At 36.7% G+C, this 14,705-nt stretch carries 14 protein-coding genes; 7 read left to right on the plus strand and 7 right to left on the minus strand.

Annotation, left to right across the window (positions count from 1 at the left end; translation table 11 throughout):
• Window positions 1-385 precede the first annotated feature (385 nt).
• The 4 genes from ACLLO5_RS05655 to ACLLO5_RS05670 form a co-directional block, all read right to left on the minus strand.
• Window positions 386-673, minus strand: a complete 288-nt coding sequence (locus ACLLO5_RS05655) for a hypothetical protein (protein ID WP_413174508.1) — start codon at window positions 671-673, stop codon at window positions 386-388.
• A 39-nt stretch (window positions 674-712) separates the two neighbouring features.
• The gene (aroH, locus tag ACLLO5_RS05660) at window positions 713-1,126 is read right to left on the minus strand and encodes a chorismate mutase (protein ID WP_413174509.1); all 414 of its coding nucleotides are present in this window, start codon (window positions 1,124-1,126) and stop codon (window positions 713-715) included.
• A 112-nt stretch (window positions 1,127-1,238) separates the two neighbouring features.
• Window positions 1,239-2,060 (minus strand): signal peptide peptidase SppA, encoded by an 822-nt coding sequence (gene sppA / locus ACLLO5_RS05665; protein ID WP_413174510.1) that lies wholly within the window; start codon window positions 2,058-2,060, stop codon window positions 1,239-1,241.
• A 448-nt stretch (window positions 2,061-2,508) separates the two neighbouring features.
• Window positions 2,509-2,805 (minus strand): hypothetical protein, encoded by a 297-nt coding sequence (locus tag ACLLO5_RS05670; RefSeq protein ID WP_413174511.1) that lies wholly within the window; start codon window positions 2,803-2,805, stop codon window positions 2,509-2,511.
• Window positions 2,806-3,201: 396 nt separating this feature from the next.
• Between ACLLO5_RS05670 and ACLLO5_RS05675 the strand changes: the two genes are divergently transcribed.
• The 4 genes from ACLLO5_RS05675 to plsY all read left to right on the plus strand — a co-directional run bounded on the left by ACLLO5_RS05675 (window position 3,202) and on the right by plsY (window position 6,750).
• A complete protein-coding gene (locus tag ACLLO5_RS05675; protein WP_413174512.1) occupies window positions 3,202-3,999 on the plus strand; it encodes an MlaE family lipid ABC transporter permease subunit in 798 nt (265 codons plus the stop codon).
• A 96-nt stretch (window positions 4,000-4,095) separates the two neighbouring features.
• A complete protein-coding gene (locus ACLLO5_RS05680; RefSeq protein WP_413174513.1) occupies window positions 4,096-4,482 on the plus strand; it encodes a DUF3119 family protein in 387 nt (128 codons plus the stop codon).
• A 204-nt stretch (window positions 4,483-4,686) separates the two neighbouring features.
• Window positions 4,687-5,937 (plus strand): DUF3086 domain-containing protein, encoded by a 1,251-nt coding sequence (locus ACLLO5_RS05685; RefSeq protein WP_413174514.1) that lies wholly within the window; start codon window positions 4,687-4,689, stop codon window positions 5,935-5,937.
• 132 nt (window positions 5,938-6,069) lie between these two features.
• A complete protein-coding gene (gene plsY, locus ACLLO5_RS05690; protein WP_413174515.1) occupies window positions 6,070-6,750 on the plus strand; it encodes a glycerol-3-phosphate 1-O-acyltransferase PlsY in 681 nt (226 codons plus the stop codon).
• Between the two features lie 369 nt (window positions 6,751-7,119).
• On the opposite strand, the gene ACLLO5_RS05695 is transcribed toward plsY, so the two are convergent.
• Entirely contained in the window at window positions 7,120-8,160 is a 1,041-nt protein-coding gene (locus ACLLO5_RS05695) for an agmatinase family protein (protein WP_413174516.1), read from the minus strand.
• Window positions 8,161-10,716: 2,556 nt separating this feature from the next.
• Between ACLLO5_RS05695 and ACLLO5_RS05700 the strand changes: the two genes are divergently transcribed.
• On the plus strand, window positions 10,717-11,640 hold the full coding sequence (locus ACLLO5_RS05700; protein WP_413174517.1) for a hypothetical protein: 924 nt from the start codon (window positions 10,717-10,719) through the stop codon (window positions 11,638-11,640).
• 28 nt (window positions 11,641-11,668) lie between these two features.
• On the opposite strand, the gene ACLLO5_RS05705 is transcribed toward ACLLO5_RS05700, so the two are convergent.
• Window positions 11,669-11,812: a hypothetical protein gene (locus ACLLO5_RS05705; protein ID WP_413174518.1), complete on the minus strand. Its 144-nt coding sequence runs from the start codon at window positions 11,810-11,812 to the stop codon at window positions 11,669-11,671.
• 31 nt (window positions 11,813-11,843) lie between these two features.
• Window positions 11,844-12,377: a Spy/CpxP family protein refolding chaperone gene (locus tag ACLLO5_RS05710; protein WP_413174519.1), complete on the minus strand. Its 534-nt coding sequence runs from the start codon at window positions 12,375-12,377 to the stop codon at window positions 11,844-11,846.
• A 146-nt stretch (window positions 12,378-12,523) separates the two neighbouring features.
• On the opposite strand from ACLLO5_RS05710, the gene ACLLO5_RS05715 reads away from it, so the two are divergent.
• Window positions 12,524-13,195 (plus strand): response regulator transcription factor, encoded by a 672-nt coding sequence (locus ACLLO5_RS05715; protein ID WP_413174520.1) that lies wholly within the window; start codon window positions 12,524-12,526, stop codon window positions 13,193-13,195.
• 59 nt (window positions 13,196-13,254) lie between these two features.
• Window positions 13,255-14,682, plus strand: coding sequence for a sensor histidine kinase (locus ACLLO5_RS05720; RefSeq protein ID WP_413174521.1), 1,428 nt, complete (start codon window positions 13,255-13,257; stop codon window positions 14,680-14,682).
• The last annotated feature ends 23 nt before the right edge of the window (window positions 14,683-14,705 follow it).

Consider the following 14,705-nt stretch of genomic DNA (forward strand, 5'->3'; position numbering starts at 1 on the left):
TATTCCTTTAGGAATAGTTATCTTATTAACAAGTCATGTTAAGGCTGTAAAGTTAAGAAATTTTATGAATTAGCGATCGCACCAAACTTTTAATTTTAAATGCCCTATTTTAGACTTATACAATTTCGGGTTGAAAATAATTGAGGAGGCGATCGCCTGAATCTATGCGAATCAAAGTTATTTAAAGTGTTAAAGCATCGTTGCGTTGGCAAAATTCCTGAAAACTAACAATGGTATCTTGTGGCGTACTGCTGGACACTTAATTTATTTGCATATTTTTAATTTTCGGGAAAAACATTCACAGTTTTTTCCCTACGCCTTTGCTTGTCTCAATGTGCCACTTAAATGTTTAGTAGCTTACTTATCCGTCATTTTATATATTTTATCAAATATCTGTGCCTAAACTCTGCGCGTAAATCACCTCAATATTGCTACCAAAGTCCAATTTATCTAAGGATTCTGTAAAAAATACAAAACCCTTATATGCCGTCACGTACTTATATATTTTCGTAAAATAACCTTCACTGGTGACAATAACAAGTGGCTCTTCGCTCTTGGAGAGAATATTTAAAAAATTCTCTAATTTTACACAGACACCAGTACCTCGATGAGTGAAAATACTTCCACCAATACCAGCAGGTTGAGTAACCGCGTCACCACTGTAATAAGTCATTTGGCGCTAAGTTTTACTTATGTAATTGACCTGCTGATTTTAAACTTTAGTTTTAATTACTGGCTGTGAAGTTTGTAACGTTTGGGGTAAACTCCAATCTGGACGCAGTTTAGCTGCTTGACGCAAATAAATGTGGTGAATGGGTGCTGAAGTTGGTAAATTGGCGTGAATTAAAAAGCGGATGCAACGCTGGAGACTGCCTTCGACGTGCATTTGCTGGACATCCAACATAGCTACACTGTCCCATAAAGGACGACTGCGAGCGATCGCGGCGGGAAAAATAGCGTCTATGTCCCGTGTGACGGAAAAAGTCACGCTAATCATGTCTTCGGGTTGAATGTTATTTCTCTTTTCCAGTTCATCCAGTAATTCTGTTACTGCATCTCGAACTGCTTCTACACTATTTTCTGCAACAGTTGTTGCACCACGAATCGCCCGCATTTGCCATTCCACTCGCAAAATCCTCCTTAATTAGTCATTGGTTATGGTCATTGGTCATTAGTCATTAGTCAGTTGTCAATTTTTGATTTTTATCACTGACCATTGACCACTGACTACTGACTTTCTATGGTCTATATAACCACAAGGGTAAACCACTTGTAGAAACTTCAAATTCAAGCCAATCAATTCCAGCCCTGATTCCTGATTTTGTCTGACGACTACCAGGTAGAACTCGACTCAACAATGGTTTACGTTCTTCTAGGGTATAACAAGGAGTTTTTTCTGGATCAAGTCCGACTAATTCCGCTGTCCAGCGACGTGCATCTTCTTCTGTTCCTAGACGGTCTACAACTCCCAATTCTACGGCTTGTTCTCCGGTGAAAATCCGTCCGTCAGCGAAGCTTTTCACAGTTTCTACAGCTAAAGAACGTGCTTCAGCGATAGTTTGTACAAACTGCTGATAACTGACATCAATTAATTGTTGCAGGATGTTCTCTTCTGCTTCTGTTAGTTCTCTATCAAAAGACAAAATATCTTTGTAAGGGCCAGACTTAATTACTTTAAAGGAAACACCGACTTTTTCCAGGAGACGTTCCAAGTTATTCCCACGCAGAATCACGCCTATGCTGCCTGTGATTGTACCTGGGTTGGCCATAATGTGTTCTGCTCCCATACCGATGTAAACACCGCCAGAAGCCGATATATTGCCAAAACTAGCAACGATTTTAGTTTTTTTACCTAATCGCTTCAGGGCGCTGTAGATTTCTTGAGAGTCTCCCACTGTACCGCCAGGACTATCAATGCGTAGCAGCAAAGCGGGAAATTTCTTTTCTTCTACTGTTTTTAGGGCTTCTAAGACTCGCGTGCGGGTAGCGCCTGCGATCGCACCAGTAATTTCAATCCGCGCAATTTGTTTACGAAACTTGGGTTTAAATGGCCAAACCATGAGTAATCTAATCACCTATTAATAAATTTAATATAAAATGCCTAACGGTCAGATGACCTCGTTAAATCTGTTAATAAAAGTGCTTAACCATGGATTCTTTATAATCTTAAGGAAAATTTTAGATTTTGTATATAGTTTTATTTGCTATATTTCTTCATGAAGGAGTATGAATTGTAAATTCTCATATTCCCCCAGAGCAGGATTAAACTAATTGCAGGCAAGCAAAATTTAAACACCACAATCTGGGACTGTGGCATTAGTAGATCATAAATTTTAGTATAGAGCGTTGTCTTTAGTCGCTAGTGACTAATGACTCAATTTTTTCTTTAGCGCATAAGATATTAGCCATAGCAACTCGGAATCTGAGTTAGAAACAGCAACACGGTAACACGGTTTGTTTTGACGTAGATTAATCCGTCACCTAAGAATAGCTAAGGTAAATGCGTAATTAGGAATCAATGCGGAGAATTTGATATCGGTAGTAAGCATAAATATCAAATAAAGCGCCCACAAAACCACAAGTCAAACTAATCACAAATAGCCCATTCATGGGACTGCCAGTACCAAAGGTGGCCAGAAAATGCAAAATCTGAGTAGGAATATTCTCAGTTAAACCTTGTAAGACTGGAACATAAACGGAAAGGCACAAAAATATAAGCGTACCGCCTACGAAGAAGATAGGGGCGATAAAACTGAAAATAGCAGTAAGTAGGAGGGAGCGGAGAAAATTAGTAAATATGCTCATTAGCGGGCAAGCTCCGGAAGTAATGTAGACAATGACAGAACATTTGCACGTCCATCTCTACAATACTGGCGATCGCTCTTGAACGGTGAATATGTCAAAAATCTTAAGTTTTCATTAAAAGCAACGGTTAATAGATCCCATAAATGCTGGGTCAATTTCAACCACTTTTAAACCCCAAAACCCTTGATAAATTAGGATTATATTTTAAAAATATGGATTTAAATGCGATATATTGAGTTTAAAAGCGAGCTTAATTTTCTGAGAGATTCTTTAAGTTAAGTTAACGTTTGCTCAAAACGCCATAGTAATCAGAAAATGAAGAAAGCTGATGATATATGACAAATGACCAATGACTTTCGCTATTCTTAAAGCAGTTACCGAGTTCACTAGAGAACATTGAGCCAGACTATATCTAAATCCAGTTTAGGTGCGTGGAGTCAGCGATTGCTGGCAGCGATTTTTTTAGGTGGACAAGTAATAGTTCATCTAATGAAAGGTAAAATCCATCGACGTAACACCTTAGAACAATTAGCCTCAGTAGGGCCAGACTCCTTGTTTATAGCCTTATTGACGGCCGTTTTTGTCGGAGCAGTATTTACCATCCAGGTAGCGCGGGAGTTTATCAACTTTGGTGCAGGAAACCTGGTGGGGGGTGTACTGGCAGTAGCATTGACAAGAGAACTCACACCTGTGTTGACAGCAGTAATTTTAGCAGGACGGGTCGGATCTGCCTTTGCCGCAGAAATTGGCACAATGCGAGTCACAGAGCAAATTGATGCTCTATTAATGTTAAAAACTGATCCAATTGATTACCTTGTTATTCCCCGCATCATCGCTTGTTTATTGATGCTGCCTATATTAACCCTTCTGTCTTTACTAACTGGGATGTTTGGGGGATTGATAATTGCTACCCACATTTACAACCTATCAGACACAGTATTTTTAGACTCAGCCCGTAACTTTCTCGACATCTGGGATATTTGCAGCGCCATGATTAAAGCAGGGTGCTTTGGCGTTTTAATCGCCATCATTGGCTGTAGTTGGGGTTTAACAACCACAGGAGGAGCAAAAGGTGTGGGACAATCAACCACAACGGCTGTTGTTACAGCCTTGCTAATCATCTTTATCAGCAACTTTTTTCTTTCTTGGTTAATGTTTCAGGGAACCGGTGGTGGATTAACTCCAGGGCTGTGAAGGAAAAAGGGTGTAGGGGAGAAAAAATTAAAAATTCAAATACTCTACCCCATGCCTAATGCCCCATGCCCAATACTTTTTTTACTAAATCACGATATGAACAGTTCATTTACCTCTAACACCACTTCAACAGTGGAACTCAAGCCGAGTTACAATATCCCTGTCGTCTTGGTGCTTGGTTCAATTCCACTGCTATTGGTACAACCCTGGGTAGGAGGAATTTTCGCACTGCTGGGATTATTTTTGATGTTGCAAGCTGTAACACTGCGATTCCAATTTACAGCTACTGACTTTGAACTTTATCGGGGCGAAAAACTAATTCGGCGTTTTCCTTACCAAGAATGGCAAAACTGGCGAATTTTCTGGAATAGAGTTCCCATCCTGTTTTATTTCAAAGAAATCAACAGCATTCACTTTTTACCAATTTTATTTGACCCTAACACCTTAAAATCTTGCTTGGAAGAGCGTTGTCCACGTATTTAGTCAGTAGTCAGTGGGAAAAAACGAAAGAAAGATACACTAGAAGTCAGGAGTCAAGAGTAAAACTTTCTTGCTGTCTAGATTTTAATTTAGATTCTGTACCTCATTTATCTGCAATCTGCTGTAAATATTTATTCTCCCCCTACAGCCTACTCTTCTATCCCTACCTTTGATCTATTAGCATTATTAGGAATTACAGTATTTTTTATGAACCCAGAGGAATCTCAAACTCCAAAACCAATTGATGAATGGTGGGAAGAAACACCAGAACAACCTTCTACAGGTCTATCTACTGATTTAGAACTAAAAACAGAAGCACCAACGCCATTAGATGAACTACTAGAAGATACTCTTGTTGAGTCAGCTATCACCGTTAAAAAACCGCAAGAACAGGAAATAGTATCAACGCAGGAGTCCAGTGAAGTCAAAACTGGGGTGTTGGAGTCAGAATCAGAACTTAATTCACTATATGCACAAGCAGCCCAACGAGTGACTGAGTTACAAGAAACTGAAGCAGCTTTGAAAACAGAAATAGCCCAGCTGCAAATTACCTACAAAACCCTTCAGGGACAAGTGAGTGAAACGCAAACTACACTCTCGAAAATGGTGCAAGAGTCCCTAGCACTTTTAGAACAACGGAAGCAAACCCTGCAAATTTCTGTAGAACAACTAGAACGAAGACAAGAACGCATTCGGAATGAAATGCGAACTACTTTTGCGGGAACATCTCAAGATTTGGCAATTCGAGTACAGGGTTTTAAAGACTATCTGACAGGTAGCTTACAGGATTTGGCAGCAGCAGCAGAGCAATTGCAACTTGTACCAACAACTGTCAAGGAAAAAGAAAAACCAGCAGTCAAAGACGCTAAACCTGTTGAACAACAGCCAGCGACCCTGCAATTAGCCCAACAACAGTTTCAAGATACGACAAAACAAATTCGCCGTTTAATTGACCAATATCGCAACCAGCCTGATTATTATGGTCCTGCATGGCAATTACGCCGCACCTTTGAACCTGTTCATGCTGAAAGAGTCTCTAATTGGTTTTTCACCTTGGGGGGACGGGGTGCTTTACGGACAATGGGTAGCAGGTTACAGAATATTTTGATTGCTTCGGCGGCGATTTCGATCTTAAATAAATTGTATGGCGATCGCGTGCGAACCCTGATTTTAGCCAATAGCCCAGAACGCTTGGGTGAGTGGCGACGCGGTTTACAAGATTGTCTGGGAATTGGCCGCCCAGACTTTGGACCAGACAGAGGGGTAGTTTTATTTGAATCAGCAACAGCTTTAGGACAAAAAGCAGACAGATCAGTTAAAGCCAATCAAATGCCTTTAATTATTATTGATGATTCGGAAGAGCAAATTAGTTTAGGATTACTACAATTTCCCCTGTGGTTAGCCTTTGCCCCAGATCCAAAAATGATGCGAGATAGAGATTTTGATGATGAATTTTAATTAAATATAGGCAATAGGGAACAGGGAATAGGTAACAATTCAAAATTAACAAAATCCTGATAGCGTGGCGTAGCCATACTCCTGACCCCTGACTCCTTCTTCTTTACACCTGAACTTCTTAACTTCTAAATTATGGCTATTTGGTTAACCTTGTGTGGGGCTGTTGTTTTATTAGCTTACCTCTTGGGATCTTTTCCCACTGGCTATATTGCTGGAAAGCTGTTAAAAGGTATTGATATTCGGGAAATTGGTTCTGGTTCTACTGGTGCAACAAATGTACTCAGAACTTTGGGGAAAGTTCCTGGGGCTTTTGTATTATTGATTGATTGCTTAAAGGGAGTTTTAGCAATAATTTTCACTTATTTTATATTCAATTCTGCCCCCATTCAAAATCTTATTCCCACAACAGTAGATGTGCAATTCTGGCAACCATGGTTAGTCACTTTAGTTGGATTAGCTGCCATTTTAGGACACAGCAAATCTATTTTTTTAGGCTTTACTGGTGGTAAATCTGTGGCTACTAGTTTGGGTATTTTGTTAGCAATAAATTTGCAAGTTGGGTTAGCAACATTGGGAATATTTGCTGTTGTATTTACCATATCCAGAATTGTCTCTTTAAGTTCTATTTCTGGTGCTGTTGCTGTTTCTATATTCATGGTAGTTTTCCACCAACCTTTAGCATATATTCTGTTGAGTATTGCTGGTGGTTTATATGTTATTATTCGCCATCATAGTAATATTGAGCGTATTTTGGCTGGTACTGAACCCAAAATTGGGCAAAAAGTAGGCAATGAACCAGAACAAACTGCATAAGTGACACCAATTCAATTGCCATTGATCGAATATATGACTTACGCAAAATGTGACCAAAAAACTGATTATTTCGTAGGGGCAATTTATTAATTAGGGCTTGGTTAATAAAGCTAAAACTTAGATATATCAAGAGTTGGAAGGTTAAAAAGGTGAATCAGGTGCAAGGAATAAGCCTTGAAACTACCAAAAATCTATCACTGGATCTGATTCAAGACTATTCTTCTCTTCTTCTAATTCTTCCTCCTGACTCCTAGCCCTAACGGAAAGACTTTTATGGCTTACGGCACGCTACGCTATCAGCGAACCCTAATTAATTACCCCTACTTTCGTTATGTTTTGCGTAAGTTCTAAAATATTATTTTAGATTAATTATTTTTGATGGGATAAATTTAATAAATTTGCCAACTTATAAACTATTCTTGCTCCTACATTACCATCCCATTCTGCATCTCCAACTTCACAAACATCAAAGCCAATTATTTTTCTACCACTATTAACTAATTCTCGAAACAAACAATAAGTTTGCTCTAATTCTAATCCACCAGGAACTGGAGTACCAGTATTTGGGCAGAGTTTAGGATCTAATCCATCCACATCAACGCTGATATAAACATTTTCAGGTAAATGATGGATAATTTCTCGACATATATCAATCCAACTCATTCCTGAATATAATTTTTGTTTAATAGCTTGGTCATGATAAGCCGTAATACGACCATTCGATTCGTTAACTATATCTATTTCTTCTTGACAGATATCTCTAATAGCTACCGATACTAATTTAGAAATTTGTGGAATTTTTATGGCGTTAAACATGATAGAAGCATGAGAAAATTCAAATCCCTCATAAGCATCACGTAAATCAGCGTGTGCGTCTATGTGCAGAATGCCATAGTTTTCGTATTTGGTAGCTAATGCTTGATAGTAACCCAAAGGTGAACTGTGATCACCTCCAATTACAGCCACTTTTTTACCCTGATTCATCGCGGCTTGACACTGGGTAAACAGCCATTGATTTATCTGTTCACCAGCTTGATTAATTGCTGTGAGTACAGGAGTTAAATCTGGTGTTTCTATTAGTGCTTTACCTTCCGCTTGTCGTTGGATAATTTTGGCTGCTTCTTGACGATAGTAATTATTTTTTTCTAAAATATCTTTGGGAATTTCCTCGAGAAAAATTCCCTGCTTCCAACCGTCAGGATGATCTAAATCAAATAAATCTATTTGATAAGAAGCATCTAAAATTCGTTGTGGTCCATTTGCTGTTCCTGCACCGTAGGAAACGGTAACTTCCCAGGGTACGGCAAAAATAATCAAGTTTGCTGAGTTATAATCATCAGGTAAACCCAGGATATTACCATTGATTTCAGCTATACCACTGGGGTTGTAGTCTTGTTTATGATTATTCATTGCTGAGGTTTTGGGTCTATATCAGCAGACAAAATCTGCTTGGTTTCTATCTTTATAATTGTAGCATTATAGACCATTAAAATACATTTTAAAAAAAGGTTTGGCAGTAAACCAAACCTCTATAATTGCTGTGCTTAACAACGTACTAAATTAATTTAGTTCTAGTCTGCTTACAGATCATCTTCCTAAAGGATGTATCCAAATATTCTAAAAACTGATACAGCGTTACTTGGTTAAAACTTCCAATCACGTCAATCAAGTTGGGATTTTTTGTATAAATTTAATTAAGTAAATATCTTAAGCATAAAAAAGGCTTGGACTAGATCCAAGCCTTGGTATATACCAGGTGTTTACCATATATAGTTAATTTAAACCCTATTTAATTGATGTTCATCTTCCTATAAGGTGTGTACAAATTTTTTAAAAGCTGCTAATGATGCACATTTTATGAACGCATAGTTCAAAAAATTGATTATCAATATACTCAATAAACTTTTAAAAAGCATTTTTATTACTGAATTAAAAATAAAAAAATACCCTGAAATAAGTCCAGGGTAAGAAATATTTTCAGGTATTAATACAGGGGATCTTACTCTCATTCAGGAGATATTTCTACTATCTAAAGAATAATAATTTGATGCGATTTATGTTTCTAAGGAATATTTACATAATAAGTTGAGATTAATTTGATAAGAGTGGTAAATATTTGAGGTGATTAATTTATTTTTCCAGTAAGTTTGAATATTTGTTAGGACTAAAGCTGCGTGTCACACTAAAAATCTATTTTAGGGTGAATCAGATATCAAGAATCTGTTTATTGATTAGATTTAGGCAGTATGATGCACCTTACCAATATGCCAGTTGCTTAAGTCCTGTTAGTAACAAAAAAGGCTTGGCTAATAACCAAGCCCAGATATATACCAAGTGTTTACCATATCTAAATAATTTAGACTTACTTAGCTTTCAATTCATCTACCTGTAGGATGTATACAAATATGAGTTCATCTGTTATTGATTAGCCTAACTAATATTTAAATCGCTAAAAAGCTTATGCTGTATTCGTAATAATTCAGGAGTTAGGAGTCAGAATGTTTAAGAAGTTGGTTAATGATCAGCAATCAAATAGGTATTGTTGGCCTTAGCCTGAAAAAGGTAACTGCTGATGGCTAGGGGCTGAATGCTTACCTAAAAATAAAGACTTGGTGTTACACCAAGTCTTAAATAGAAGTAGAATATAGCAGCATAGGTTAGCTAATTTTTTTTTAAAATTAATCAGCTTTTAGGAAGAATACAAAATTTTAAACTTCATATATCTAGGTGATTTTATAGATAATAAAAAAGGTTTAGCACTCCGCTAAACCTCCATAGAAAGCAGTTATTCGACACACCAGAATTAATTTAATTCTCTTCTTTTGTATAGTCATCTTCCTATAGATATCTATCCAAAATCTCCGTAATATGATAGTTATTTAAACAATGGATTGTTGGCATAAATCTACTATCAAAAGATAGATTAAAAATCTAATATATTAGTTTCTAAAGCAATATTATAACTAGGTTAAAAAATAGACTAATTGGTTACATGATTTTAAATATGTTATAAATACAAGAGGAGTATAATTTGGTTTTCATTTTCTCCAATTTAAACTAGTGAAAATATTGATTGTATAGAGTGTTGAAGATACTGGAACAGGACTTAACCAAACAGAACGAAAGTATAGGTAATACCCTGATGGGAATCAAGCTATATGAATTATCTCTACACAAGAATAAGGTTTTTAGTCAAATTTTGCGTAAGTTCTATGTAAATAAAAGAGAGAAATATTTTTACATAAAAGATTAATATATAACTTAGGATTTACGCAATAATCAGGTTTTTGCTCACATTGTACGTAAGTCCTATAACTAACATTCTTGGGTGAGTATTTATGCTATACTCTTTTTAGTGGTTATTATTACTTGTACAGTATATGAAGTCTTGGTGATAAGTAAGTGGGTGTTAAAAATTGTCGTTATGACAAGGGAACTCTTAACAGAAAAGAGGTTTTGGAATATTTTAGTTTTCGTTACCTATTACTTTCCGAGAAGCCACTCCGCGTCTACGGTTTTTTTGTTCACTTACTTACACTATTTTACACGGCAGTGATATATATCAGCACTGATTCTAATTTGGAAGTCATCACTCACGCTAATTTCATTCTGATTTAATTTTTGTATGCAAACATAGTCAGGTGATGATTAATAGCTGAATGCTTACAAGTTAGTCAAGTTGAGTTTTATTTTTTTTAGCGGTATGGACTTCTATTTTTAGGTACTTGCAATAACAGCGAACTAGGATCTACTAACAACCCAGAAGCAGTAAAAAAACTGAAAATAAACCTACAGCAAAAAACCTCAACTTTATCTATGATAAAGAAGGTAAACACTATGTGGCACTTTTACCAGAAGCAGATGTAGGTGAATATCAGGTAGTTGTACTTTCTGATATTCAAGGTGAAAAAGTAAACGGTAGATTTTTATTTAAACGCTAGAGTCTAATCCAAGGATAAAACAAGTATGAAACGTATTTTGGTAGGAATTTTTGTGGCTACAACATTATTAATTTCTCCTGGTTGTTCATCAACTAAATCAGGTGAAACAAATGTTTCTAATAGTGAAAAAAGTTCTCAATTGGAAAAACAGAAAACAAAATCTATGAGTGACAGTCACGATGGACACTCAATGGAAGGAATGAATCATGATAACCATTCAATGGAAAATATGAATCATGAAGATCAATCAAAAATCAGTACCAAAGCAAAATTAACAGCACCTAAAAACTTAGCTGCTAATCAACAGATTAATTTAGTTATTGATATTCAGGACTCTGCTGGGAAACCAGTCAATAAATTTGATATTTTCCAAGAGAAAATAATGCATTTAATAGTGGTGAGCAATGACTTGGAACATTTCGCTCATCTTCACCCAGATTATAAAGAAAACGGTCGCTTTGAAGTTAGTGCCAACTTTCCCACACCAGGGGAATATACACTTTTCAGTGACTATCAACCAGCCGGACAAAAAGAAGCTTTATCATTAACAAATATCTCTATTCCTGGTTCAGTTCCCCTTCCCAAAGATTTATCTAAATATGAAAAAACAAAAACTTTATCAGATACAAAAGTAAGTCTGAAACCTTCTAAAGACAAAATAAAAGCTGGTGAAGAAGTCAGCTTAATTTTTGATTTAAAAGATAATAAAAACCAAGTTATCAAAGATATACAACCATATTTAGGAGAAAAAGGACATTTAGTAATTATCAAAAGCTCATCTCCTTTGACAAGAGAAGATTATATCCACGCTCACGCTATCAAAAGTAAGAGTGATGAAAACATAGAATTTCATACTAAATTTCCCAAATCAGGAACATATAAAATGTGGATGCAATTTAACCGCAATGGAAACATAAAAACCGCAGATTTTTGGGTGAACGTAGAATAGAAAATATTTTGCAAAAATATAGGTTGGGTTAAGCGACAGCCCAACAAGTTTTTGCTGGATTTCGGTGGGTGAATTGCGATCGCTCTGGCAATACTGGCAGTTGTGGTTTAGGATTACCTATAACCAACGCAATTGCGATCGCACACCACGAAAAACTGGTAGTGAGTAGCACCTTAAACCAAGGCAGTATACTTACATGATGATTACCTGGGCTGTGATTGCGGTTTTTTCCCCTGACGTTGCTGCATTATTTTTCCTAACTGGGTACGCTGTTGTGCTGTTAAAACTTGTCGTTCAGCTAACATCATTTCAAAACGCTTATTATCAAGTTTTTGACGCAACCCTTGGATTTTTTGGTGTTGTTGGCGTAAATTTTCTGGGGAAGCGTTACTAGCAAAGAGCGATCGCATTTGTTGATCAGCCTCCATCAGTTGTGACCGTAGGGACTCAGTATCTTTTTTAGCTTGTTCATAAAGTTGCTTAATTTTTGCTTTTTGTTCACTAGAAAGATTAATTTCTTTAGCCCAAGGTGGTTCTCCATTACCTCTTTGTTCACCTCTACCACCAGCAGGAGGAGGAGGAAAACCATCACCTAGTTCTCCTTCAGCATTTGGTCGTTGATTCTGTGGTGCTTGAGCAATTATAGGTGCTGATTTGGTTGTAGTGACAGCGATCGCACTAGTAACAGGGATTAAAAGCGATGCTGCACCTATCAACAATAAATGACGTGGATTCATAATCTTTTTCCTCGATTGCTTGATGTTCTTATTTCAGCAGCCAAAAATTACAGATAAATATGCAGTTAAATTACAAATTTGTAATTATGGTATAAACAACAAACAATTAAAATAGAAGATTAAATGATCACAGAGAATATTCCTCTATGCACATTTTGTACATCGAAGACGAAGCGAGAATTGCCAACTTCGTCTGTGCTGGATTAAAAGAACAAGGTTTTGTCGTCGATTATATTGATAATGGCGATGAAGGTTATTACCGAGCCATGGAAAACGAATATGATGTGATTGTACTAGATATCATGTTACCAGGCAAAGACGGACTGGCAATTTTGAAAAGCTTGCGTCGCGCTGGACGTAATTTTCCAGTAATATTATTAACTGCTCGTAATGAACTAGATGATCGGCTAGAAGGATTAAATTTAGGTGCAGATGATTATTTATCCAAACCTTTTTTTGTTGAAGAATTAATAGCTAGAATTCATGCAGTTATTCGTCGCATATCTGGAGAACGTCAAAACATCCTCCGGGTTGGTTCTCTCACGTTAGATCGGATTACCCGCGAAGTTACTTGTAATCATCAATTAGTAGAATTAACTACTCGTGAATTTAATTTATTAGAATATTTAATGCGTTCTCCTGGTAGAGTATTTACCCGGACACAAATTCTTGAACACGTTTGGGGTTATGATTTTAATCCTAATACGAATTTAGTTGATGTTTGCGTACAAAGATTACGAAAGAAAATTGAAAAAATCGCAGGTGATAGTTGGATTGATAGCGTGCGTGGTGTTGGTTATTCATTTCGTAAATCCTAAAAAATAGGTGATCTTTGAGAAAAGCAAGAGATGCTTATGCTTCTTTGAACAAAAAATATATGGATTTTAATTTGAAAATTCGTTCATTTCGTCTTCGCATTGCTTTGCTATCAGCTTCACTCGCTGGTAGTGCATTGATAGGATTTGGTTTTGCTTCTTGGTTGCTGATTTATAAAACAAAAATTGACGCGCTTGATGCAGAAATTAAAAGCCAGTTGTTAGCAAATATCACTCGTCCACCCAGGCTTGATAATAGGTTACAAAAATCGACGGCTTTATTAGTAATAAATAGAGATGGAGAGACATTATATCAATCAAATAATTGGCCATCTGATTTAAATTCAACAACACTATGTTCACCACATTCTGAATTAAATTGTCAGCCGTTTCCACCATCATTACCACCGAGACAGCAACGACCATTTCTGATTCCAAATCAGTTACCACCCTTACCACCACCAATGAAACTTTCTCAAGTGGCTACAAAGCAAACATATCAGGAAGTTTGGCGAATTGGTGTGATTACATCCCCTCATCATCGTTTGATTATTGCTATTAGTTTCAGTGAAATTGACCGGGAAATGAATGTTATTCGCAACGTTTTTTTGATTGCAGTCCCAGTTGTACTGATTTTAGTAGCGATCGCCGCTTGGTGGTTGTCAGGAACAGCTTTACAACCCATCCGCAAGGTAACTACAACGATTCGCGGTGTAACAGTCAAAGGACTAAATCAACGCATTCCTATGGGTACAACTGATGTTGAGTTTGTCGAACTAATTGCTGTTTTCAATCAAATGATGGAACGTTTAGAACGTAGTTTTCAACAAGCATCACGGTTTAGTGGAGATGCAGCACATGAACTAAAAACACCATTAGCAATTTTACAAGGAGAATTAGAATTAGCTTTACAAAAAGCTGAACCCGCTTCCCAACTTCAGCAAAGTTTAAGTAACCTAATTGATGAAGTCAGACGTTTAAGCTCGATTGTCAGAAAACTGCTGTTATTATCTTTAGCTGATGCTGGACAAATGCGATTATATCAAATTGATGTGAATTTATCACAAATTTTAGCAGATATGGTTGAAGATATAGATATTCTTGCGCCTGATTTGCAGGTAAAAACAAATATTGCTGCTGATATATGGGTGAAAGCAGATCAAGATTTACTAATTCAAATTATCCAAAATTTGATTAGCAATGCTATTAAATATAATATTCCTTCTGGATGGTTAAAAATTGATTGCCAACGTAAAAATAATTTAGTTTATTTAACTGTTACCAATAGTTCTCAAGACATTTCTCCCCAGGATAAAGAAAAATTATTTGAGCGTTTTTATCGTGGTGATTTGTCCCGCAATCGTCAAATAGAAGGTATTGGCTTAGGATTGAGTTTATCACGGGAAATAGCCCGCGCTCATAATGGTGATTTGCAGTTAGATGATACGTCTAGTGGTGAGACTGCTTTTACATTAAAGTTATCTGTGTAGATGGGGAGAGGGGGAGGATGAGG

It is taken from the genome of Anabaena azotica SJ-1, from assembly GCF_047275885.1.
GTDB lineage: Bacteria > Cyanobacteriota > Cyanobacteriia > Cyanobacteriales > Nostocaceae > Trichormus_B > Trichormus_B azotica_A.